General features: G+C 72.6%; 19 protein-coding genes and 3 pseudogenes. 7 read left to right on the plus strand and 15 right to left on the minus strand.

Features of this window, described 5'->3' with window-relative positions; all coding sequences use genetic code 11:
• Window positions 1-221 precede the first annotated feature (221 nt).
• From AB0K25_RS22875 to AB0K25_RS22890, 4 genes are all read right to left on the minus strand, one after another.
• A complete protein-coding gene (locus AB0K25_RS22875) occupies window positions 222-1727 on the minus strand; it encodes a phosphoesterase (RefSeq protein ID WP_363822520.1) in 1506 nt (501 codons plus the stop codon).
• A gap of 183 nt (window positions 1728-1910) precedes the next feature.
• On the minus strand, window positions 1911-2219 hold the full coding sequence (locus AB0K25_RS22880; RefSeq protein ID WP_363822523.1) for a hypothetical protein: 309 nt from the start codon (window positions 2217-2219) through the stop codon (window positions 1911-1913).
• Window positions 2216-2434 carry a hypothetical protein gene (locus AB0K25_RS22885; protein WP_219461825.1) on the minus strand — a complete coding sequence of 73 codons (219 nt, stop codon included), beginning with the start codon at window positions 2432-2434 and terminating at the stop codon, window positions 2216-2218. Before AB0K25_RS22885 ends, AB0K25_RS22880 begins: the two co-directional genes overlap by 4 nt.
• On the minus strand, window positions 2431-2616 hold the full coding sequence (locus AB0K25_RS22890; RefSeq protein ID WP_219461828.1) for a hypothetical protein: 186 nt from the start codon (window positions 2614-2616) through the stop codon (window positions 2431-2433). The genes AB0K25_RS22885 and AB0K25_RS22890 overlap by 4 nt, the downstream gene beginning before the upstream one ends.
• Window positions 2617-2846: 230 nt before the next feature.
• Between AB0K25_RS22890 and AB0K25_RS22895 the strand changes: the two genes are divergently transcribed.
• The 3 genes from AB0K25_RS22895 (at window position 2847) to AB0K25_RS22905 (ending at window position 5096) form a co-directional block, all read left to right on the plus strand.
• Window positions 2847-3701 carry a helix-turn-helix transcriptional regulator gene (locus AB0K25_RS22895; RefSeq protein ID WP_308290727.1) on the plus strand — a complete coding sequence of 285 codons (855 nt, stop codon included), beginning with the start codon at window positions 2847-2849 and terminating at the stop codon, window positions 3699-3701.
• Window positions 3698-3886, plus strand: a complete 189-nt coding sequence (locus tag AB0K25_RS22900; RefSeq protein WP_219461830.1) for a DUF397 domain-containing protein — start codon at window positions 3698-3700, stop codon at window positions 3884-3886. The genes AB0K25_RS22895 and AB0K25_RS22900 overlap by 4 nt, the downstream gene beginning before the upstream one ends.
• Before the next feature lie 280 nt (window positions 3887-4166).
• Window positions 4167-5096, plus strand: coding sequence for a DUF4394 domain-containing protein (locus AB0K25_RS22905; RefSeq protein ID WP_363822528.1), 930 nt, complete (start codon window positions 4167-4169; stop codon window positions 5094-5096).
• 178 nt (window positions 5097-5274) lie between these two features.
• Here the strand turns inward: AB0K25_RS22905 and AB0K25_RS22910 are convergent, their stop codons facing one another.
• From AB0K25_RS22910 to AB0K25_RS22935, 6 genes and pseudogenes are all read right to left on the minus strand, one after another.
• Window positions 5275-8094, minus strand: a complete 2820-nt coding sequence (locus AB0K25_RS22910; RefSeq protein ID WP_363822582.1) for a hypothetical protein — start codon at window positions 8092-8094, stop codon at window positions 5275-5277.
• A gap of 59 nt (window positions 8095-8153) precedes the next feature.
• Window positions 8154-9266: an AAA family ATPase gene (locus AB0K25_RS22915; protein WP_363822531.1), complete on the minus strand. Its 1113-nt coding sequence runs from the start codon at window positions 9264-9266 to the stop codon at window positions 8154-8156.
• A gap of 14 nt (window positions 9267-9280) precedes the next feature.
• Window positions 9281-10348, minus strand: a pseudogene (locus tag AB0K25_RS22920) (VWA domain-containing protein); the annotation flags it as partial.
• Between the two features lie 186 nt (window positions 10349-10534).
• A pseudogene (locus tag AB0K25_RS22925) lies at window positions 10535-10786 on the minus strand (VWA containing CoxE family protein); the annotation flags it as partial.
• A gap of 14 nt (window positions 10787-10800) precedes the next feature.
• Window positions 10801-12189 carry a hypothetical protein gene (locus AB0K25_RS22930; RefSeq protein WP_357533551.1) on the minus strand — a complete coding sequence of 463 codons (1389 nt, stop codon included), beginning with the start codon at window positions 12187-12189 and terminating at the stop codon, window positions 10801-10803.
• A complete protein-coding gene (locus AB0K25_RS22935; RefSeq protein WP_208566460.1) occupies window positions 12189-12656 on the minus strand; it encodes a hypothetical protein in 468 nt (155 codons plus the stop codon). Before AB0K25_RS22935 ends, AB0K25_RS22930 begins: the two co-directional genes overlap by 1 nt.
• A 299-nt stretch (window positions 12657-12955) precedes the next feature.
• Between AB0K25_RS22935 and AB0K25_RS22940 the strand changes: the two genes are divergently transcribed.
• Window positions 12956-13453 carry a DinB family protein gene (locus AB0K25_RS22940; protein ID WP_363822534.1) on the plus strand — a complete coding sequence of 166 codons (498 nt, stop codon included), beginning with the start codon at window positions 12956-12958 and terminating at the stop codon, window positions 13451-13453.
• Between the two features lie 77 nt (window positions 13454-13530).
• Here the strand turns inward: AB0K25_RS22940 and AB0K25_RS22945 are convergent, their stop codons facing one another.
• The 3 genes from AB0K25_RS22945 to AB0K25_RS22955 form a co-directional block, all read right to left on the minus strand.
• Window positions 13531-13758 (minus strand): hypothetical protein, encoded by a 228-nt coding sequence (locus AB0K25_RS22945; RefSeq protein ID WP_091240024.1) that lies wholly within the window; start codon window positions 13756-13758, stop codon window positions 13531-13533.
• A gap of 139 nt (window positions 13759-13897) precedes the next feature.
• Window positions 13898-14446 carry a nucleotidyltransferase family protein gene (locus AB0K25_RS22950; protein WP_255597569.1) on the minus strand — a complete coding sequence of 183 codons (549 nt, stop codon included), beginning with the start codon at window positions 14444-14446 and terminating at the stop codon, window positions 13898-13900.
• Between the two features lie 41 nt (window positions 14447-14487).
• Window positions 14488-15090, minus strand: coding sequence for a helix-turn-helix domain-containing protein (locus AB0K25_RS22955; RefSeq protein WP_363822538.1), 603 nt, complete (start codon window positions 15088-15090; stop codon window positions 14488-14490).
• A gap of 54 nt (window positions 15091-15144) precedes the next feature.
• On the opposite strand from AB0K25_RS22955, the gene AB0K25_RS22960 reads away from it, so the two are divergent.
• Complete coding sequence (locus AB0K25_RS22960) at window positions 15145-15909, plus strand: SDR family oxidoreductase (protein WP_363822541.1); 765 nt, start codon at window positions 15145-15147, stop codon at window positions 15907-15909.
• Window positions 15910-16048: 139 nt separating this feature from the next.
• On the opposite strand, the gene AB0K25_RS22965 is transcribed toward AB0K25_RS22960, so the two are convergent.
• Window positions 16049-16609 carry a GNAT family N-acetyltransferase gene (locus AB0K25_RS22965; RefSeq protein WP_308291093.1) on the minus strand — a complete coding sequence of 187 codons (561 nt, stop codon included), beginning with the start codon at window positions 16607-16609 and terminating at the stop codon, window positions 16049-16051.
• A gap of 24 nt (window positions 16610-16633) precedes the next feature.
• Window positions 16634-18694, minus strand: a pseudogene (locus AB0K25_RS22970) (penicillin acylase family protein); the annotation flags it as partial.
• A gap of 76 nt (window positions 18695-18770) precedes the next feature.
• Here AB0K25_RS22970 and AB0K25_RS22975 point away from each other — a divergent pair.
• On the plus strand, window positions 18771-19481 hold the full coding sequence (locus AB0K25_RS22975) for a siderophore-interacting protein (RefSeq protein WP_363822544.1): 711 nt from the start codon (window positions 18771-18773) through the stop codon (window positions 19479-19481).
• A complete protein-coding gene (locus tag AB0K25_RS22980) occupies window positions 19478-20722 on the plus strand; it encodes an MFS transporter (protein ID WP_208566026.1) in 1245 nt (414 codons plus the stop codon). Before AB0K25_RS22975 ends, AB0K25_RS22980 begins: the two co-directional genes overlap by 4 nt.
• Window positions 20723-20857: the final 135 nt, after the last annotated feature.

Below are 20857 nucleotides of genomic sequence, written 5' to 3' on the forward strand. Positions count from 1 at the left end.
GGGCGCCCGGAGCGTATGACCTGCGCTTTCGGGTGGTCAAGATTCACAACCGGGCGGCGGTACGCGATCTGCCAATTGCGGCACGGCCGGCGCGACCCGGACGATCGGCGATCCACACTGGATCAGCCCTGGGCCGGCCGGCGGGCGGGCGTGGTGATCCCGGCGGGGGGACCGGCTGCCGGGCCCGTCGACACCGCGACGGTGTCGACGGGCCCGGTGGGTCAGCGCACCCGGACGAACACCGGGTTGGAGTAGAACCACAGGTCGCTCCACGGGCTCTCCAGCCCGTCGGCGAGCGGCTCGGCCTCGTCGGTGCTGGTGCCGCGTACCCGCAGGTAGCTGTCGGTCCCGACGTCGCGCAGGGTGTGCCGGATGACGTACTGCGCGCCCTGCTGCTGCCAGTCGCGCGGGCCGAACCGGGCCACCACGGCGGTGGTGGGGTTGGTGTCGGCGTCCCGGTCGACGCTCGGTCCGGTGACCTGTCCGACGATCAGGTCCACCCGCCGGACCTGCGGGCGGTCCCCGTTGCCGTTCGTCCCGGCCGGCGGCCGGAACCGGATCACGACGTCCACGTCGGTACGGTTGCGCCGGCTGACGGTGATGGTCTCGCCCGTTGCGGCCGAGTGCCCCTGGCTGCTGGCGGTGACGTCGAGCCGGTTGATCAGGTCGCCGGTGGTGACGAAGATCCGCCCGTGCCGCAGGCCGTCCATGATGTCGTGGTACTCCTGCCGGGCCAGCACGTAGGTCTTGCTGTACTCACCCGGCCAGAAGTCGGTGCCGCCCCGGGTCCAGTGCACGTGCGAGTCGGAGGTCGCGGTGATCCACCAGTGCCGCCCCTCCCCGAGCAGCGCGTCCCACAGCCCACCGACCCGGGCGGTCGCCTGGTCGTAGCCGCCGTAGGTGGGGTGGTTGCCGTAGCCGCCGCGCGCGCTGCCGTTGAGCGGGCCCGCCTGGTGGCCCGGGGCGCCCTCGAAGCCGACGTACACGTCCGGGGCCGCGTCGTTGCCGTTGCGGAACTCGTGCGGCAGGTCCTGGCCGTAGACCCCGAGCCCGGTCGCCGAACGGGAGGTGTGGTGGGCGATCACCAGCGGCTTGTGCGGCATGTTCCGCGCCACCTTGAGGAACTCCACCATCTTGGCCTCGGTGTCCCGGCCCGGGTCGGCCGGGAACGGGTCCCGCTTGGCGAACCGGCTCTCCAGCTCGAAGAGCTGCTTCGCCTCGTCGGCGTGCCGGGGAATCATCAGGGTGTGGTGGTCCATCGCCGGGGCGTCGAACTCCATCCCCCAGAACTGCAACACCTCGGGCACCAGCCGGCGGGACCGCAGCAGATCGGGGTACGCCTGTTCCAGGTTGACCTTGGAGTGCGTCGGTCCACCATGGTCGGTGCACATCGCCCAGGTCAGCCCGAAGTTCTTCGCCATGATCGCGTTGGTGACGATCGGGTAGACCGCGTCGGCGCCCTTGCGGAACGTCGGCGGGTTCGTCGAGGTGTCGAAGTCCCCGCTGTACTCGGAGTGGATGTGGTGGTCGCCGGCCCGCCAGACCCGGTTGTCGGGTCGGCCCGGGCCGGCCTGCGCCTGATCCTGCCGGTCCGGGTCGGCGTGGGCCGCCTCGACCCCCACGAACGGGCCGGCGGCGGCGAGCGTCGCGCCGACGCCCGCGTACTTCACCAGTTGGCGGCGCGACAGCTGACCGCCTGTGGCGTCCTCGGATTCCCTGTGCTGCACTGCGGAGCCTTCCGCTCGATCCGGTGGTAACCGTGTCGATCACGAAGCCTGAGAGAGGGCGGTGAACGGCCGTTGCACGGCGGTCGGGGGCGGCGTGAACGCCGCCCGGCCAGCCGAGGGCCGGGCGGCCGGTCCGCGCCCGAAGGTGGGCGTCCCGTCGCGTAGCGCGATGGGGGCATCCGATCACCGTCCGACCTGCGGCGACGTACCGACGGATCGGCAGCGACCGCGAGGGTCTCGGGTGGGCGTCGGCCGGCCCGTGGGTGCCGGGGCCGTTCGCCGTGGGATCACCAACCCCGTCGGCTGTACAAAGATCGACCGACGCGCGACGGCATCGCTCCGAGCGTCGAGCTGGTAGCCGTCGAGCCAGATCCAGCCGTCGTACGTGGGCCAGTCGAGCACCCGGATCACCCGGAACATGATCGGTTTGATGAACTGCACGCTGGCCGCCCGGGTCACCTGGAGCAGGTCACCGGAGCGGGGTGTGGTCACCGGGCCCACCCGATGAACCGCCGATACCACACGCCCGCCTGCACCCAGGTCAGATCCTCGGCAGCCCAGGTGAGATACGACGCCAGGTAGATCGTGAGGGAGACCGGAGCGCCGTCGAACTCCGCCCGCAGCTCCTGCCGTCGAGTGGCGCAGGGCCACGGGAGCGAGCAGCCCGCGCAACTCCAGATGGGCGGCACCGGGCTGTGGGCGGTCATCGTTCCTCCCTCGGCCAGTGGCCCCGATTGATCGGCACGCGGTGCCGGACCTGACAGGGCAGGTCGTTGCCGCAGCGGCAGACGATCTGCCTGCGGTCGGCGGACCACACCGGCCGATGCCTGCGCCGCAGTGTCAGCGCCACGGCGGTCAGGTACTCGACGTAGGTGACGCGTCCGCCCATCTGCCCCTCCTCATATGTGAGGGGCGTGGTAGCCGGGCCACGCACGGTCATCCGACCACCACACCCAGCGCCATCGTTCACCGCCGAGGATAGGAAATGCAATATTACATATTGGATGAAACGCTAGAGATGGTTTCAGCTTGATAGGTTCTATTGCTAAGCGTGATGAGCAGGTGTTACATGCCGAGTGCAGATGTCGCCCGGTATGTAGTCAGGGAGGGGAGTGGTCAGTGACGATGGACACCGGCTCGACGGTCCCGAGGCGGCAGCTCGGGCGGTATCTTCGGCAACTCCGCGAGGAAGCTCGCATGACGGTGAAGGCGTCAGCCGATGCGCTGGAGTGGTCGACGCCGAAGATCTGGCGCATCGAGACCGGTGCAACGTCGATGCGGTCGCTCGACGTGGAGGCGATGTGCAAGGTCTACGGAGCGTCACCGCAGATCACCGAGGCGTTGATGGGCCTCGCCAAGGAGACGAAGGGACGCGGCTGGTGGCACTCCTACGGTGACGCCATCCCCGAGTGGTTCGAGTTGTACGTGGGACTGGAAGCCGCAGCCGCACGGCTCCGCAGCTACGAAACGCAGCTCGTTCCCGGCCTCTTGCAGACCGAGGCGTATGCGACCCGCGTCTTCGAGGTGGCCCGCCCGGATATGACCCGTGCGGAGATCGAGCGCGGTGTTGCAGTACGCCTCGGAAGGCAGGCGCTGTTGACCCGGACCACACCGCGCGCTCCGCAATTCGACGTCCTGCTCGACGAGGCTGTTCTGCGGCGAGGGGTGGACGCGGAACAGCTACAGCACCTGATCACGGTGAGCAGACAACCAAACATCGCCCTCCGGGTGATCCCGTTCACTGCGGGCCTGCATCGAGGCAACATGACCAGCGGCACGTTCACGGTTCTCGACTTCGCAAAGGGAGCTGAGCCGTCGATCGTCTACTCCGACAGCCTCACGGGTGCGCTCTACCTCGACAAGCCTGGTGAGGTCGCCGTGTACGGAGAGGCGTGGGCCATCATGGAGAAGCCGGCGCTGACCGAGGCGCAATCCCGCAAGCTGATGGCATCGATCGCAGAGGAACAGACATGACCCCGCTCACCTGGAAAAAGTCCACGCGTAGCAACGGAGGTGGAAACTGCGTCGAGGTGGCTACCCCGCCCCAGGTCGTTCTGGTCCGGGACAGCAAGGACCGGCAGGGGTCGGCGCTGACGTTCGGCGCGGATCAGTGGGGCGGCTTCATCGAGGGCGTCAAGACCGGCAGGTTCGACGCCTGAGCGATGGCCCCGGGTGTGGTCGTCGCCCGTACCCGGGGCCATCGCCTGCCGACCGCCGTGCGTCCCGGTCGCTCCCCGCCGCGCGGCGGCGACCACCGCGCCGCCGAATGTGCATACAGGTCGGAGATCGCCGATAGAGTAGCCAATCCGACAGTCTGCAGCAAAGTTCGCCATATAGGGTCTGAGCAGGGAAAACGCATCCAAGCGTCTCCCTTTGGGGTGGTCCGGGCCGCCGCCCCTGCCGAGCAACTCGCTCGCCTCCTACCCGAAAGGTTCTCCCATGCGCCATCTCCTCCATCGAGGGCTGCTGACCGGAGTGGCCGTCGTCGTCGGACTGTCGGCCATCCCGGCCCCAGCCGCCGCCGTGCCGGCCGGCCCGTCGTCAGGTGCTGCATCCGCCGGCCGTCCGTCGCTGGCCGCCGGCACCTGCTCGATCCTGTGGGACCTGCTCAACCTGGGTGGCCGCAACGGCCTCGTCGGGGTCGGCCTGACCGAGGACCAGCAACTCGTCAAGTTTGCGGCCAACCGGCCGAACCTGACCTGCACCATCGGCACGGTCGATCTACCCGGTGCCGAGACCCTGGTCGGCATCGACTACCGGGTCCAGGACGGCCGGCTCTACGGCGTCGGCGACGCCGGCGGCATCTACACCCTGTCCACCCGCGACGCCACCGCGACGCAGGTCAGCCAGTTGACCGTCGCCCTCAGCGGAACGTACTTCGGCGTCGACTTCAACCCGGCCGCCGACCGGCTGCGGATCATCAGCGACACGGGCCAGAACCTGCGGCACAACGTCAACTTCGGCGGGACCACCCTCGTCGACGGAACGCTCACCTTCCCGCCCGCAGTCGGCACCGCCCTCGGGGTGACCGGTGCGGCCTACACCAACAACGACCTCAACCCGAACACCGCCACCACCCTGTTCGACATCGACACCACCGGTGACCAGGTCGCCGTCCAGTCCCCGGCCAACTCCGGCCAGCTCGCCGCCACCGGCAAACTCGGAGTCGACGCCGATCAGCGGGCCGGCTTCGACATCTACAGCACGATCCGCGGCGGCCGGGCCGTCGGCAACACCGGCTACGCCGTGCTCAACGGCACCGGCCCCAGCCGGCTGTACGCGATCGACCCGCTCACCGGCGAGGCCAGCACCACGGGCGCATTCGCCCAGGTGGTCGTAGACCTCGCCCTGCAACTCAAGCAGCCGTAACCACCCGCCCCGGCGGGCACCCGCACAGCGGACGGCGACGGCGGTGAGCCTCCGGCGTCGCCGTCCGCCCGGATCGGCCATGCGCTGCCGTGTCCCGTCCCACACCCGGCAGCGCATGGCAGGCCGTCACAACCGGACCAGCACCACCCCGCCGGTACGGTAGCCCACGGCGACCCGGTCACCCGCCGCCGAGCAGTGCCGCGACCGCCTCGACGGTGTCCGGATGTGCGGCCATCAGCGCCGACCCCGGCGACCCGGCCGGCGTCGCCTGCGGCTCCGACCATCCGCCGTCGCAGCCGAGCAGCCCGGCGACCGCGTCCACCGCCGCCGGATGTGCGCCGAGCAGGGTGTGCACCTGCCCCACCGGTCCGGCCCGCACCGCCGTCGGCGCGGGCGTCGGGGCCGGGGCCAGCCACGGCGGCACCCAGGCGTCCAGCGCGGGCAGCGTCCCCGGGAAGGTACGCGCCGCTTCCCGGACCAGCATCGGCACCAGCTCCGGCCCGTGCTGGCGCAGGGTGGTGATCAGGGTGGGCAGCCAGGGCAGCAGCACCGGGTCGGGCAACCGGGCGAACGCGGTGGACATCGTCTCCACCACGAACGGCGCGAGCCCCGGCACCGGTTCCAGCGCGTGCACGAAACCGGAGAGGTACTGCGGGAAGGCCGGCACCACCAGCGGGTTGGCCAGCAACTCGGCGCAGCGGCCCCGCAACTCGGCCAGCGGCAGCAGACCGAGCTGGTGGCGGGCCGCCCAGAGCAGGGCGACCTTGGCCGGGCTCTGCGGGTGTGACTGGGCCACCGCGAGTTCGAGCTGGGACCGGTCGCAGCCCAGGGACAGCGCCAGGCTCTCCATGCTGAACAGGAAGCCCAACATCGCCCCAACCTGCCGGACCCCGGTCTCCTCCTCGACGAACGCGGTGGGCAGCAGGGTGCAGTAGTGCGCGTAACCAGTCGTCACGAACGCCGCGCACCAGGCCGGCAGGGTCGGCGCGGTGGCCCGGTGGTGGGCCAACAACCGGCGGATCCGCCGCAGCACCTCCGGGGCGTCGTCCACGGTGCGTTCGGTGGCCAGCAGCTCCACCGCCCGGGTGCCCAGCTCGTCGACCAACCGAGGGCTGTTCAGCAACCGGATGGCGTCCTCCACGGCGGCGAGGGCACCGGCGGCGGTCGCGTCGGTGCCCCGGACCGCCCGGCGCAGCCGCTGCTCCAGCACCTGCTCGACGGTCACCCCCTCGTAGCCCAGCTCGATCAGCGCCCGCTGGTGGCGGCCCAGCGCCAGGTCCCAGCTCTCCTGGATCGACCGGTGTCCCAACCGGCGCTCACCCATGATCGGGCGGACGGCGTCGGTGGGGAGCAGGTGCCGCAGCATCCACAGCAGATCCGAGCAGCCGGCCAGGGCGGGGGTGGCGTGCAGGTCCAGCAGGGCCCGCTGAATGGTGCGTTTTTCCAGGTCCAGGCCGAGTGGCTGGAGCCGGTCGAGCACGTCGCGGGCCAGCGGCGGCAGGGCGTCGTAGCCGACCTGCCCGATCCGGTCCCCGCCGAGCAGGATCTCGCAGAGCCGCCGGACGTCCCGCCGGCCCGGCACCACGTCCTTCTCGATGCAGGTCACCGCCGCGTCGGCGAAGTCGTACGGGGTGGGTCGGGCCCGGTTACGCAACCCGGCCAGCAGGATCGAGGTCTCGAACACCGCGATCGCGTCGGCGGTGCTGGCCAGGTAGCCGTTGCGGCGGGCCAGCCGGACGATGTCGACGCACCAGCCGCGCAGCTCCGCCTCGTCGAGCCCGTCCAGGGGCGGCGGCGCGGCGAGGAACCCGGTGAGCCGGTCGGCGACCGGCCCGGCCGGCGCGGTTACCGCCGCGACAGCCTTGCGCCGGCCCCGGGTCTTCCCACCCCGTTGGCCGTCGAGCCGGTACGGGGTCAGGCCCGAGCCGCTCACCGCCTTGGTCCAGGTGGCGGCGGCGATCGACACCGAGCCCGGTGCCAGGCCGAACTGCGCCTCGATGGCCGAGTGGCTCGACGGGATCAGCCCGTACCGCCAGCGGGTGCCGGTCCGGGGGCTGATCTCGAAGTCCGGGGCGGGGGAGTCCATGCCGAACTGAGCGACCCGGCTGGCGGCGTGGAACGCCCCGCACACGTAGAGGCAGTCCGCCGGGTCGACCCCGGACGCGGCGAGGTGCTCCCGCATCCGGGTCCACATGTAGCGCTCCCGGTCCTCGTCGCGCTCGGTACGGTCCGACCCGGCCGGACGCAACCGGCGGAACAGGCTGCCGATCAACACCATCACCTGTCGGTAGGTGTCGTGGTCGGCGCCGGTGAGGGGCCGCTCGACGTACTGGTCCCACCACTCCGACCAGTGCCGCACCTTGCCGTGGTGCAACAGGTACGCCTCCAACTCGGCGAACCGGGGCCGCAGGTCACCGATCTCCACGCCGACCGCGTCGCCGTGCAGCGCCGTCTGCTCACCCGCGCCGCCGGTCGACGCGGTGGCTGCCGTCGGCCCGGTGGCTGCCGCCGACTCGGCGTCGTCGCGCGGCGACCACTGGAAGACGTGGTCGGTGGAGCGGTCCACCAGCACCAGTTCCACCCCGGGTGTCTCCAACGCGTACGCGATCGCCTGGTACTCGGCGGATGCCTCGGTGACCGGGGCGACGACGCTCAGCGGCCCCCACTCGGCGGGGAAGCCGTCCAACTCGGAGGCGAACGCCTGCACCGCCACCGGCAGCCGGCAGTTGCGCAGCTCGCCCAGGAGCGGCTGCAGATCCTCGCACAGCTCCAGATAGATCACCTTGGGCTGCCTGTGCCGCAGCCGACGTACCATCGCCAGCGCCGAGGCCGGCGAGTGGTGACAGACCGGGAAGATCTCCAACCGCTCGCCCAGCGCCCGGTCGACGTCGTCGACGATGCCGGCGAGGATGCCGGCCAGCGCGTCGGCGGAGCCGGCGAACGTGGCCGCCGCATCGGTGAGCTGCTCCCGCAACGCCCCGAACGGCCCGGCGGTCACCCCGCCGGTGCCGGCGACGGCGGTCGCGGGCGGCGTGGCGGTGCCGGCGTCGGCGGTGGTCACGACAGCGAGGCGATCGCCTGGCGACCGCCGTCGAGGAAGCCGGCCCAGCCCTCGCCGTCCTTCTTGGCCCGGGGCTCCACCACCCCGTGCAGGTACTTGTTGAGGATCGCCAGGTCCTCCGGGCTGCGTCGGGCCAACGACCCCACCAGCGAGGAGGCCAGCGTCTCCACCCGCAGGGACCGGTCGCCGAAGAACTGGCTGTGCAGGATGGCGTCCTCCAGCACGCCGATCTGCTCGGCGGTGGACAGCGCCGACTCCAGCTTCTCGTCGTCGCTGGTCGCCGACGCGGCGGCGGCCCGCAGGTCGGCGAAGCTCTGCAACAGGATGTCCAGCAGGGTGGGCGGCACGTCCAGCTCGATGCGGTGCCGGCGCAGCAGCTCCTCGGTGCGGAACCGGACGATCTCCGCCTCGCTGCGCTTGTTGGTGACCACCGGGATCCGGACGAAGTTGAACCGGCGCTTCAACGCCGACGACAGGTCGTTGACGCCCCGGTCCCGGCTGTTCGCGGTGGCGATGATCGAGAAACCGGGCTGGGCGAAGACGATGTTGTCGTCGTTCAGCTCGGGGATGGAGACGTACTTCTCCGACAGGATGGAGATCAACGCGTCCTGCACGTCGCTGGTGGAGCGGGTCAGCTCCTCGAAGCGGCCCACCACGCCCTGCTCCATCGCCGTCATGATCGGCGACGGGATCATCGACTCCCGGGACTGCCCCTTGGCGATGACCATCGAGACGTTCCACGAGTACTTGATGTGATCCTCGGTGGTGCCGGCGGTGCCCTGCACCACCAGCGTCGAGTTGCGGCAGATCGCGGCGGACAGCAGCTCGGCAAGCCAGCTCTTGCCGGTGCCGGGGTCGCCGATGAGCAGCAGGCCCCGGTCCGACGCCAGGGTCACGATGCTGCGTTCGACGAAGCTGCGGTCACCGAACCACTTCTGCGGGATCTCCCGCTCCAGACCGTCGGCCCGTTCCGAGCCGAGGACGAACAGCCGCACCATGCGCGGGCTCAACCGCCACGAGAACGGCTTCGGGCCGGTGTCGACCGACTCCAGGTAGTCGAGTTCGTCGGCGTACTTGACCTCGGCGGGGGCACGCAACATCTCGGACATGAGGGGTGATTCTCCTAGGTGAGGAAGCTCTTGAGCTCGAAGACGAGTTTGCGGATGTGACCGGAGAGCACCGGGGTGCCCAGGTCCTTGAGGCGCTGCCGGAACCACGGGTTGACGCTCTGCTGGCCGGAGCTGCTGACCGAGCCGACCGGGATGAACCGCACCCCGGAGCGGTGCACCGCCTCGATGCCGTCGAACAGCGGCTGGGAGCGGTTGAACTCGTAGAAGTCCGAGATCCACACCATGACCGTGTTGCGCGGCTCGACGATCTTCGGACGGGCCATCGCCATCGCCACCGGCCCGTCGTTGCCACCGCCGAGCTTGGTGCGCAGCAGCACCTCGAACGGGTCGTGCACCCACGGGGTCAGGTCCAGCGCCCGGGTGTCGTACGCGATCAGGTGCACGTCCACCTTGGGCAGCCCGGCGAAGATCGAGGCGAGGATGGTGCAGTTGACCATCGAATCGACCATCGACCCGGACTGGTCCACCACCACGATCAGCCGCGACGGAGTGGTCTTGCGGGCGGTCTGCCGGTAATAGAGCCGGTCGACGTAGAGGCGCTCGTCCTCCGGGCTCCAGTTGGTGAGGTTCTGCCAGATGGTGCGATCGAGGTCGAGGTTGCGGTAGACCCGCTTCGGCGGCACCGACCGGTCGATCGTGCCGACGCTGGTCTGCTCGACCTGGGTACGCAGCACCTCGGCGACCTCGTCGACGTACCGCCGGATCAGCGACTTGGCGTTGGCCAACGCCACCCCGGACAGGTTCGCCTTGTCCCGCAGCAGCTGCTCGATCAGCGACATGCTGGGGGTGAGCTGGGCGGCCAGCTTCGGGTCGGCCAGCACCTCCCGCAGGTGCATCCGGCGGACCAGGTCGCCCTCCAGCCCGGCGAGGGTGCCGCCCAGCCCGGTGCCGCCCTGCCGACGCAGCTCACCCGGGGGGCAGCCGAGCGCCTGCTCGAACCAACCGGCGTCGGCCTGCCAGCGGGCCAACTGGCCGGCGCTGACCGGCCCGGACCCGGTGCCGAAGACGTTGAGCAGCAGCTTCGACACCAGCGCGGCCCGGCGTACCTCGGCCGTGCCGGGCCGGTGTGCGCCGAGGTCGCCGGCCGCCGGGTGACCGCCGTCGGTCGTGGCGTCCCCCTCGGCGGTGACACCGGCTGCCGCCGTCGCCCCGTCAGGCTCCGTCGCCCCGTCGGCCGGCGGGCCCTCGCCGTCGCCACCGGTGGCACGGCCGTCGGCGTCGTCGGCGCCCGCGGCGGGCTCGGCAACGAGCAGGCCGCGCAGTTCGTCGGCGAGCACGGGGAAGCGCTGCAGGACGGTGTCCACCGAGACTGTCGGGTCCAGCAGCGCGGCGGGCAGGCCGAGGTCGTCGACCACGGCCACGCTCGCCGACTCCAGCGTGGGCTGCTCGTCGGGGTCGAAGAGCCGACCCAGCAGCCGCCAGTAGAGCACCTGCCGACGGTTGGCGGCGGCGAGGTCGCCCGGCTGCACGGCGTCACCCGCCGGTACGGTGTCGCTCATCGCTGTGGGCTCGCTCATCGGCGCAGCAACCGTCCCGCGCGTTCGCGCAGTACGGCCACGGCGTCGCCCGCCCGGGACTCGGCCTTGGCCACCTTGGGATCGGTCACCCCGTCGGCCCAGTCACCGTTGTGCGCCTCGACCGGCCGGCGTTTGACGGTGGCCTGCACCGCCAGCGGCTGTAGCAGCCACCGGCCGTCGTCCCAGCGGATCAGGCCCAGGCAGGTCGACGACGCGGCGACCAGTGCGGGAGTGAGCGGCCCGCCGGCCGGCAGCCGGTCGAGGGCGACCGCGAGGCGGTGCCCGTCGAGGTCGATCGCTGCTGCGTCGTCGTGCACGGTGTAGCCCTCCAGCAGCACCGGTTCGGCGATCGCCACCGGGTGCCGGTCCAGCGGCGGGAGCGCCGTCGCCGTCGCCGTGCCCAGCAGGACCCGGGCGGTGGCGAACGGGTCGGCGGGCTCGCCCACCTGCGCCTGCCCGTCGACCCAGTGCAGGTCGCCGTCCTGCGCCGGCAGGTCGGTGACGGTCAGCGCCCGGCGCTGCGCGATCGCGGTGAGCAGCACCGGGTACGCCGACAGCAGCCGCCACACCGCCGGCCCACCGATCGTGGCGACCTTGGCCGCGCCCACCGTCACCCGGACCAGCCGGGGCGGCGTGTCGTCGGCCGGTTCGAGGATCGCGTGCAGTTGCACCTGGACGGCGGTCTCGTGCTCGTGGACGTCGACCCCGAACGGCAGCAGCCGACCGGTGACCCGTTCGATGGCGGTCACCGGGGCGGGCCCGTCCTGGGCGAGCAGCACGGCCCGGGACCACAGGTCCGCCCAGCGGCGTACCGGCACCTGCGCCATGGTCGCCACCGGCAGCCCGGCCCGCAGCTCGGCGGCGAACCCGTCGAGCAGCACCGCCAGCCGGCGCGACTGCGGTTCGGCCAGCGCCGCCTCGACAGGCGTGCCGACGGCGGAGAGCACCTCGTGGTCGATGCCCCGCCAGCCGGCCAGGGCGGTCTCGTGCAGCCAGGACCGGGCTGCGGCGCGGGCGGGGGAGGGGTCACCCGCTGCGCCGGTCGGGGTCCACGGGGCCCGGTGCCGCCCGAGGGCGGTGTCGAGCTGGTCGAGCAGGGCGTCGTGGGCCGCGCCGAGCAGGGCCGACCGCGCCCCGGCCAGCGCGGCCAGGTGTTCCTGCCCGACCGACCCGGCGGTCACCTTGCCGACCGCCTCGGCCACCCGTTCGCCCAGCGGGGTGCCCGCCACCGCGTCGGCCAGGGCGGTCAACGCGGCGGCGTCCTGCTCGCCGACCCGGGCGAAGCCCCGCAGCAGGGCGTCGTCGAATCCGGCGACCACGTCGTCGGCGTCGGTCAGCCCGGTGGGGGTGCCGTCGCGCAGCTGCGCCAGTTGCGTGCCGAGCATCAGCGACCCGCCCCGGTGGACGGGAACCAGTGCAACTCGGGCAGCACGGTCGTGCTGGCCGGGAGCTCCAGGTAGGCCAGGTGGCGCAGGAAGCGGCTGAACACCACCGCGGCCGAGGTCGGCTCGTGCCGGGCGTCGAGCCGCGACAGCAGCTCGACGCCGGTCTGCGTGCCCTCACCGGCGTCGACCCGCAGGTAGCGGGCCACCCGGTCGACGCCGTACTGGAGCACGGCCTCGTCGGCGAGGGACTCCAGGTGCTTGCAGGGTGCGCCGCGCAGCCCGCCGCAGGGCCGGTTGTTGTTGGTGCTGCAGTGGTAGGCGTGGCTGCCGGCGGTCACCGAGGAGACGTAGACCCGCTCGATGTCGGACCCGCTGGACACCACTCCCTGCAACCGCCCGTCGGCCAGCTCGACGAAGGGCACCTTGGCCAGCTTGCGGGGCCGGGCCGGCGGCACCACCGCCAGCACGCTCCGCCGCCGCGCGGCCCCGTCAGTGTCCGTCACCGCACGTCCTCCCACCCGCCGCAACACGGCGTCGACCATGGTTGATGGCGTGCGCCGGCCGGGGCCGGCGTCGCCGTGACCACAAGATCATGGGTCACGGGTACGACAGTTCCCGGGGTTCCGACCACCCGGCGCGAAGCGGCATCCGGCGCTCCCGGACGAGCCCGGGCCGGTGGCCGGCATCCGGGCCGGCCGCGGTGCCACCGGCGTGCACCCGCGTCGCGCACCCCCATCGCCACGGGCGAATCTGGAATGCTGCTCCCATGCCTGCCTTCCCGCCCACCTTCGCCGACCAGGTGGTCGCCCAGCCGCTCCGGGCCCAGTTCGAGGCGTTCCTCGACGAGCATCGCGGTGCGCTCGACAGGTGCCTGGACGGGCTGACCGAGGAACAGGCACGGCGGTCGTTGGTGGCCTCCCCGACCACGCTGCTGGGTCTGGTGAAGCACGCGACCTTCGTGGAGAAGGTCTGGTTCGACGAGGCCGTCACGGGTCGCTCGCGCGCCGAGATCGGTCTCCCCGCGACGTCGGACGAGTCGTTCGTCCTCGCCGACGACGACACGATCGCCACCGTGCGGCAGGCCCACCGGGAGGCCTGTGCCGCGTCGCGGCGGGCGACGGCCACGCTGGGTCTGGACGACATCCTGTCCGGGCACCGGCGGGGCCCGTTACCCCTACGGTGGGTGTACCTGCACGTGCTGCGGGAGTTGGCCCAGCACTGCGGGCACGCGGACATCCTGCGCGAGCAGCTCCTCGACGGCTAGCCCACGGGGTCGGTCCGCCCTCGGGGCACCCGCGCCGACCGGAGCGGGATGCGATGCCACCTGACCGTGGGGCGGTGCTAGCGGTCCCGGTTGCGGGGGTGCCGCTTGGCCGTGCGCTCGTTGCCGTGCTTGTAGTTGCCGGTGAGGCGGGCCATCAGCTCCTGCGGATCGTCGCTGTCCACGTCGACCAGGAACCGGGCTGCGGCGGCGCCGCGGAGCACCGAGGCGGGGCGGCCGTGGTGCAGCACTTCCACGTCCCCGTTCTTGCGGAGACGGTAGGTGAATCCCTCAGGGGTGCCGGACATCGCCTCATCGTCCTCGCGGACCGGTCCGTACGCGACCGGATTAGTCGTTCCGACGAGTCGTCGTGCCGCTCACCGGTCTACCTGCCACCGGGGTCGACGGCCGGACCCGGTGCGGCACCCCGAAAACTCCGGCGTGGCGCTAGACCTCCAGTCGCAGCCTGGCCCACCGGCCGCACCATCCCTTGGCCGTCACGCGCTCGCGCACCTTCGCGCGGCCTGCGGCGTGGTCGAAGGCCGGCGAGGGCCGGACGACCATGCCGACCAGGTCGGCCGCGCCGTGGCAGCACACCAGGTGAACCGAGTCGCCACGCAGGGTGACCGCGATGCAGGTTGCCGTCTCGGGCCAGCGCGAGATCGCGTCCAGGGTGTCGAGGTAGGGACCGTCGCGGTTGCGCAGGTGCATCCGTGCCTGGTTGCGGATCTCCCACGGCACCCCGGGCAGCACCGTCGCGGCCCAGGCCTCGGTGCGGACGTCCACACCGGGGTCCCGCTCCTGCGGGTCGAAGTAGGCGACGTCCACGTCGCGCGGCGGCAGGGCCGGCAGCTCGCTGATCGCGTCCCAGACCAGGTTGCGGACGAAGCCGGCACCGATCCACCAGTCCGGCAGGCCGAGGCCGGCCGTGGCCCGGAGGACTCTCATCGCCGCCGGGTCGGACTCGATGAGCCCCACCACGTCCTGTGCGCTCATGACCATCCGGGGAGCCTAGGGCAGCGCCCACCCGGCCGGGGTCACCGCGCTCGGGACGGGGCGTCGCCGAAGGCCGCCGCGAGCGCCGCCGCGATCAGGTCGGCCAGGTCGGTGCGTCCGTCGTCCTGGGCCCACCGCACCAGCGCGGTGTGCATGACGGCCAGGCAGGCGCTGGCCGCCGCCGCGGCGCGGAAGGCCGCCTCCGGGTCGTCGGCCTCGTCGCCGAGTCCCGCCACGATGGCCTGTTGCAGCAGGTGGTGGTTGTCCAGGTGGCGGGCGCGCAGGGCGGGTGTCGAGATCATCAGCCGCAGGCGGGCCAGCAGGAACCGGTCGTCACCGGCGGTGAGCGTACGTGCCGCATCGACGAGCGCGACGCCGATGCGGTGGACGAGGGGCTGGCCGGCCGGTGTCGCGGCGATGCGTTCGGCGACCAGTGGCCCGTTCTGGTCGGCCAGCACGAGGTCCTCCTTGGTCGGGAAGTGCCGGTAGACAGTCATCGGGGACACCCCCGCCGCCGCCGCGACGTCGTTCACCGTCGTGCCGTCGTAGCCGCGCCGGACGAACAACCGCACCGCGTGCGCCTGGATCAGGCGCTGCGTCTCGGCCCGTCGCTGGTCCCGCAGGGTTGAGTGCCGCTCGTCCATCTGATAGACACTACCGTAGTGATAGTTACTACCAAGTTGGGAGCGACTCACGTCATGGGGGATCTGAGTGGCAGGACCGCACTGGTGACCGGCGCGTCGCGGGGCATCGGACAGGCGATCGCGATCCGGCTGGCCGGGCAGGGAGCGGCAGTCATCGCGCACTACGGTGCCGACGAGCACGGCGCGCGGGAGACGGTCGACCGGATCGGGCGCGACGGCGCGACGGCGTACGCCGTCCGCGCGGAACTCGGCGTCGACGGAGATGTCGAGACGCTGTTCGCCGGGGTGGTGGCGAGCCTGGCCGGGCGGCCACTGGACATCCTCGTCAACAACGCGGCGGCGCCGCCCGCCGGCCCGCTCGGCGGCACCACCCGGGCCGCCTTCGACCGGCTGTTCGCGGTCAACGTGCGCGCGCCGTACTTCATCATCGAACGGGCGTTGCCACTGCTACGCGACGGTGGTCGGATCATCACGATCTCGTCCGTGGCGACCCGGATGGCCAACCCCGGCCAGACGTCGTTCGCCATGACCAAGGGTGCGGTGGAGACGATGACCCTGGCCCTGGCCAACCAGCTCGGGCCCCGGGGCGTCACGGTGAACGCGGTCGCGCCGGGCGCCACCCGGACCGCGACCAACGCACCGGCCTTCGCCACACCGGGCCTGGCCGACCTGATCACCTCGATGACGGCCCTCGACCGGCTGGGCGCTCCCGGTGACGTCGCCGACGTGGTCGCGTTCCTCGCCTCCGACGCCGCACGCTGGGTCACCGGGCAGGTCCTCGACGCCAGCGGCGGCCTCTTCCTGGGCCCGCGCAGCTGACCACCGCGTGGTCCCGGTGCGCCCGCATCCCTGACCCACCGCGCGACCACGATGCGCCCGCGTTCCTGACCACGGTGGCGGTCGCGGTATTGCCCGCGTGCCTCACCACCGCGCGGTCGTGGCCCGTCCGCCAGCCGGTTCAGGCCGGGACGGGATGGTCCGCCTCGAACCGCTCCCGGGTGAGGAACGCCAGTTGGGCCCGCTTGTCGGGCATGTCGATCTCGTCGGCGAAGGTGAACCCCTCCCGTTGCAGCCGCAGCAGCGCGAACCGGTTGCGCACGTCGGGCTCGACCACGATCCGCAGTAGGCCCGGGTCGCGGAACAGGAACCGGGCCAGCGCCGGGCCGATCGCGGTGGTGAGCCCGCGCGGCGGTCGGCGTCCCGGGGCGAGCAGCAGGTGCATCCCGATGTCGCCGGGGCGGACCCGGTAGCGCTCCCCGACCGGGTCGGCCTCCGGCTGGTAGGTCTGGAACAGGCCCACCGGCGTGCCGTCCAATCCGATCAGGTACGCGTGGTGGGTGCTCAGCCCGTCGACGTACGTGTAGACCTCGCGTACCTCCTCGACGGTGTACGACCCCATCCCCCAGAACGTCGCGCGGGGCTCGGTCACCCAGCCGTGCAGCAGCGTGGCGTGGGCGGCCGGGTCGACCACGGTGAGGCTCAACTCACCGAAGCCGGGGATCTGCTCCTGGTAGGTCACGGGGTCCTCGTCTCGGGGTGCGGGGGTGAGGGTGTGCCAGTCGGTGCCGACGGGGATCAGCCCACCGGCGGCCCACAGCGGCAACTGGTCGGCGAAGTGCGGGTCGTCGGGGCGGCCCGAGACACCGAAGGGGACGATCCAGCGGCTCGCCGCCCGGTCGGTGAGGTCCCACACGTACCGGGCGACCGGCCCGCGCCAGCACGCGTCGGAGACCCCCGGCACGCTGGAGGTGGACAGCACGCAGTTGGTGTCGCCACCGAGCGCGGTGCCGTCACGCATCGCGGCCACCCGGTCGGCGACCACCTCGGACACCCCGAGGTGCAGCGGGTGCAGCAGGTGCCGCCGCCCCCAGGGGCCGGGTGGGTCGCCGGCCGCGACCTCCTCCAGCGCGGCGACGGCGAGCGGTTCGACCGCACCGCCGAGGCGGGGCAGCCCGGCGACGACCCCTTCCACGGCGTGCCCGATCCGGGCCAGCGGGTCGGTCCACGGGGCGAAGAGCGGGTCGTAGCCGCCGGGGGAGTGCAACGGGGCCAGGGCGGGGTGCGCGGACAGGCCCCGGACCAGCGCGGCCCGCCAGGCGGCGAACGCCCCGGCGTCGGTGCTGTCGGCGGCCATCCGACCGTCCCAGCCGGTCAGCCGGTCGCGCAGCCGTCGGGCCGGCCCGCTGAGTGACCCCGGGTCGAGCCGGGCGAGCAGGCCCCGCAGCACCGTCGACCCCAGCAGCGTGTCGGTGTGGACGGTGGGCACGTCGACGCCGTCGGCGAGCAGTTCACCGATCCGGTGGGCCCGGTGCGGCGGGGCGAAGTCGACGCCGAGGTGGGCGGTGTCGTCGCGGCGGTCGTTGGCGCAGACCGTCGGCCCGCCGACCTCGACGGGCTTGGCCGTGGCGTGGTCGCCGCGCCACCGGTAGCGGGGCTCCCAGCCGGGCACCGGTTCCCGTCGGCACCGGTCGTCGCGCTGCGGCACCAGGCCGGCGACGAGTTGGAGCACCGTGCCGTGCCGGTCGGCGACGAGCACGCTGTTGACCGGTTCGACCCAGCCACGCAGCGCGTCGGCGACGTCGTCGGCGGTGCGGGCCCGCAGCAGCGGCAGCAGCGCCTCGAAGCCGAGGCTCTCCGTCACCCGGGCCGGGGTGCGCAGGCTGAGCGCCTCCCCGGTGTGCCGGTCGTGGTCGACCACCGGCCCGCGCGGGGTCTCGATCACCTCGACGGTCTCGGTCGCGCCGCCGCGTACCTCGATCCGCTCGACGTGCCGGTGGGCCGGCACCCAACCGTCGGCGTCGCGGACCAGCACCCGGTCGCCGTCGCGGCGCAACTGTTCGCGGTAGAGGTCCTGGTAGTCGGCCATCGCGTTGGTGACCGCCCAGGCGACGTCACCGGCGTGGCCGAAGTGCGGCAGCCCCGGCACGCCGGGGAAGGCCAGCCCGACCACGTCGAACTCGGGGCAGGCCAGCCGGATCTGCTGGTAGATGCCGGGCAGTTCGAGCAGCCGGTGCGGGTCACCGGCGATGACCGGCCCGCGACCGGTCGTCGGGTCGGCGGGCAGCGCCCAGGCGTTGCTGCCGGAGCCGCCGGGCCCCTCGACGGCGAACAGCTCGCGGGCGTGCGGGCCGAGGGTGGCGGCGACGTGGGCGTGCCACAGCTTCTGCGGGAAGGTGCCGAACAGGATGTGCTGGACCAGGAAGACGCCCAGCGGCGTCCAGGGTCGCCACCGGCCGGGGGTGCTGCCGGTGGCGGCGAACTCCGGGGCCGCCACCGCGCCGGCCGGCAACGCGTCGTTGACCCCGTCGGCGTACGCGGTGACCCAGCGCCGGGTGGCCGGGGTGAGCCGGTCGAAGCAGCGTCGGGCGGTGTCGTCGAGGCGGGCCCGCCGGGCGAACCGGTCCCAGTCGAGTTCGGTGGGGCCGACGTGGGCGGCGAGTCGGCCCTCGGCCCGCCAGCGTTCGACCTCGAGCTGCCAGGCCCGGTCGGTGGCGGCCACCCGGCCCTGCCATCGGGCCAGCTCGTCGGCGGTGTCGGCCCACAGGTGCGGTACGCCCCACCGGTCGCGGTGCACGCCGCTGGTCGGACGGTCGCCCGGCGGCATGCCGGTCCCACTCTCCACAGGACTCCTCGTTTAAGTTACCCTCGCCTAACTTAGGCGGACCTTACCTGGAGGGCGTGTGAAACGGAACTGGGAGGCCCTGGTGCTCAAGGCCATGGGCGGCCGGGACTTCCGGCTGACCGTGCGGGGCACCGAGTCGGTCGGCGGGCACTATCAGCGTCTGCTGATGGACGACGGCGGTCTGCTGGCGGCGGGCAAGGTGCACCCCACCATGTGGATCCGGCTCTGGTTCGACGACGCCGGCCGGGCGCACCAGCGGGCGTACACGCTGGTGGACCCGGAACCGGAGGCCGGCCGGTTCACCCTGGAGTTCGCCCTGCACGACGGATGCGCGGCCCGCTGGGCGAGCACCGCGCAGGTCGGTGACACCATCGTCGCCACCCTCCAGGGCAGCGCCTTCGCCCTGCCCGACCCGGCGCCCGCCCACCTCTACCTGGTCGGTGACGCCGCCTCGCTGCCGGCGGTGAACAGCCTGCTCGACGCCGCCGCCGACACCCCCGCCACGATCTGGCTGGAATACGCCCACGAGGGGGAACGGGCGCTGGCCCTGCGTGCCCGCGACCAGCACCGGGTCACCTGGGTGCCGCGCGGCGACGACGGGCGGCAACTCGTCGACACCGTCCAGGCCGCGCTCCCGGCCGCACCGGACGCCCTCTACTGGGTGGCCTGCGAGGCAGCCAGCACCCGCGCCCTCACCCGGCACGTCCGGCGCACCCTCGGGGTGGGCAGGCAGCAGCTGACCTCGCTGGGTTACTGGAGCGCCCGGTGAAGGGACGTCTCGGCACGCTCACCGCGCTCTACGTCACCCAGTACCTCGGCATCGGGTTCATCACCGTCGGGCTGACCGCCATCCTGCGTGACGGTGGCACCTCGCTGGACACCCTGGCCCTGCTCCAGTTCGTCGGCCTGGTCTGGCCGCTCAAGTTCCTCTGGGCCCCGCTGCTCGACAGGTACGGCTCCCGCCGGCACGGGCACTACCGGTCCTGGCTGCTGCCGTTGCAGGCGGGTCTGGTGCTGAGCCTGCTGGCGCTGCTGCCGTTCGCCGATCCGACCCGGCAGCTGGGCCCGGTGGTGGCGATCTGCGCGGCCTACGTCTTCCTTTCCGCCACCCAGGACATCGCCGTCGACGCGGTCGCCGTCCGGGTGCTGTCCGAGGGGACCCGGGGGGCCGGCAACGGCATCCAGGTCGCCGCGAGCTACCTGGGCAACCTGCTCGGCGGGGGCGCGTGCGTGCTGGTCTACGACCGGTACGGCTGGGTGCCGGCGATCGGGCTGCTGGCCGCGCTGACCGCCGTCGGGCTGGTGGTGGTGTGGCGGCTGCGGGAACCGGAGCGGGTCGCCCGGGTGGCCGGCGCCGGGCAGGCGTACCGGGCGTTGCTGTCGGTGTTCGGGCAGCCCGGCTGCCGCTGGTGGACCTTCGGCGTGGTGCCGCTGGTCTACACCGGAGCCGGCGCGGCCTATGCCCTGGTCACCCCGGCGCTGGTCGACGCGGGCTGGTCGCTGGCCCGCATCGGCGTGGTCACCGGCGTGGTGATCAGCGCCCCGGCGATCGTGGCGGGCCTGCTCGCCGGGGTCGGCGTCGACCGGTTCGGCCGGGGTCGGCTGCTCGTCGTCGGGGGAGCGGCCCTCGCGGTCTCCACGGCGCTGCTGCTGCCCCTGATGAACGGGCGGGCCCCGCTGGGGACGACGGTCGCCGCGCTGTGCTGCTTCATGGCGGCGTACACCGTGGCCAACGTGGTGCTCTACGTGGTCAACATGGACTACTCGCGGCCGGAGACCGGGGGGACCGACTTCACCGTGCTGTCGTCGTTCGGGTTGGTCTGTTCGTTCGTCGCGGCCTCGATCGGCCTCGCCGCGGCCGACCGGGTCGGCTATCCCGCCGTGGCGGTCGCCTCGGTCGTGCTGGTCGCCCTCGGCGTGGTGGTGGGGTTGGGTCACCAGCGTCGGTTCCGGGTCGCGCCGACCCGGACGGCCGAGCCGGCGGCGCAGTCGGTCGGGGTGCCCGGCTGACCCTCCACCCGGCTGCCCCCGTCGCCTGCCGGCCGATCCGCCCTCCGCCCTCCGGCGGGTGTCGGCGTTGACAAGAGGTTAGGTTAGGGTAGCCTAACTCGCGAGATCAACTGGGCCGCCGGGACGACCTGCCCC

The sequence above is a fragment of the Micromonospora sp. NPDC049257 genome (assembly GCF_040678915.1).
Lineage (GTDB): Bacteria > Actinomycetota > Actinomycetes > Mycobacteriales > Micromonosporaceae > Micromonospora > Micromonospora antibiotica.

Bases quoted from the DNA above. Each gene is read 5' to 3' on its own strand.
- AB0K25_RS22885 (WP_219461825.1), bottom strand. From the start codon at position 2,434: ATGACCGCCCACAGCCCGGTGCCGCCCATCTGGAGTTGCGCGGGCTGC.
- AB0K25_RS22890 (WP_219461828.1), bottom strand. From the start codon at position 2,616: ATGGGCGGACGCGTCACCTACGTCGAGTACCTGACCGCCGTGGCGCTG.
- AB0K25_RS22930 (WP_357533551.1), bottom strand. From the start codon at position 12,189: ATGCTCGGCACGCAACTGGCGCAGCTGCGCGACGGCACCCCCACCGGG.
- AB0K25_RS22915 (WP_363822531.1), bottom strand. From the start codon at position 9,266: ATGTCCGAGATGTTGCGTGCCCCCGCCGAGGTCAAGTACGCCGACGAA.
- AB0K25_RS22960 (WP_363822541.1), top strand. From the start codon at position 15,145: ATGGGGGATCTGAGTGGCAGGACCGCACTGGTGACCGGCGCGTCGCGG.
- AB0K25_RS22905 (WP_363822528.1), top strand. From the start codon at position 4,167: ATGCGCCATCTCCTCCATCGAGGGCTGCTGACCGGAGTGGCCGTCGTC.
- AB0K25_RS22900 (WP_219461830.1), top strand. From the start codon at position 3,698: ATGACCCCGCTCACCTGGAAAAAGTCCACGCGTAGCAACGGAGGTGGA.
- AB0K25_RS22955 (WP_363822538.1), bottom strand. From the start codon at position 15,090: ATGGACGAGCGGCACTCAACCCTGCGGGACCAGCGACGGGCCGAGACG.
- AB0K25_RS22945 (WP_091240024.1), bottom strand. From the start codon at position 13,758: ATGTCCGGCACCCCTGAGGGATTCACCTACCGTCTCCGCAAGAACGGG.
- AB0K25_RS22950 (WP_255597569.1), bottom strand. From the start codon at position 14,446: ATGAGCGCACAGGACGTGGTGGGGCTCATCGAGTCCGACCCGGCGGCG.
- AB0K25_RS22940 (WP_363822534.1), top strand. From the start codon at position 12,956: ATGCCTGCCTTCCCGCCCACCTTCGCCGACCAGGTGGTCGCCCAGCCG.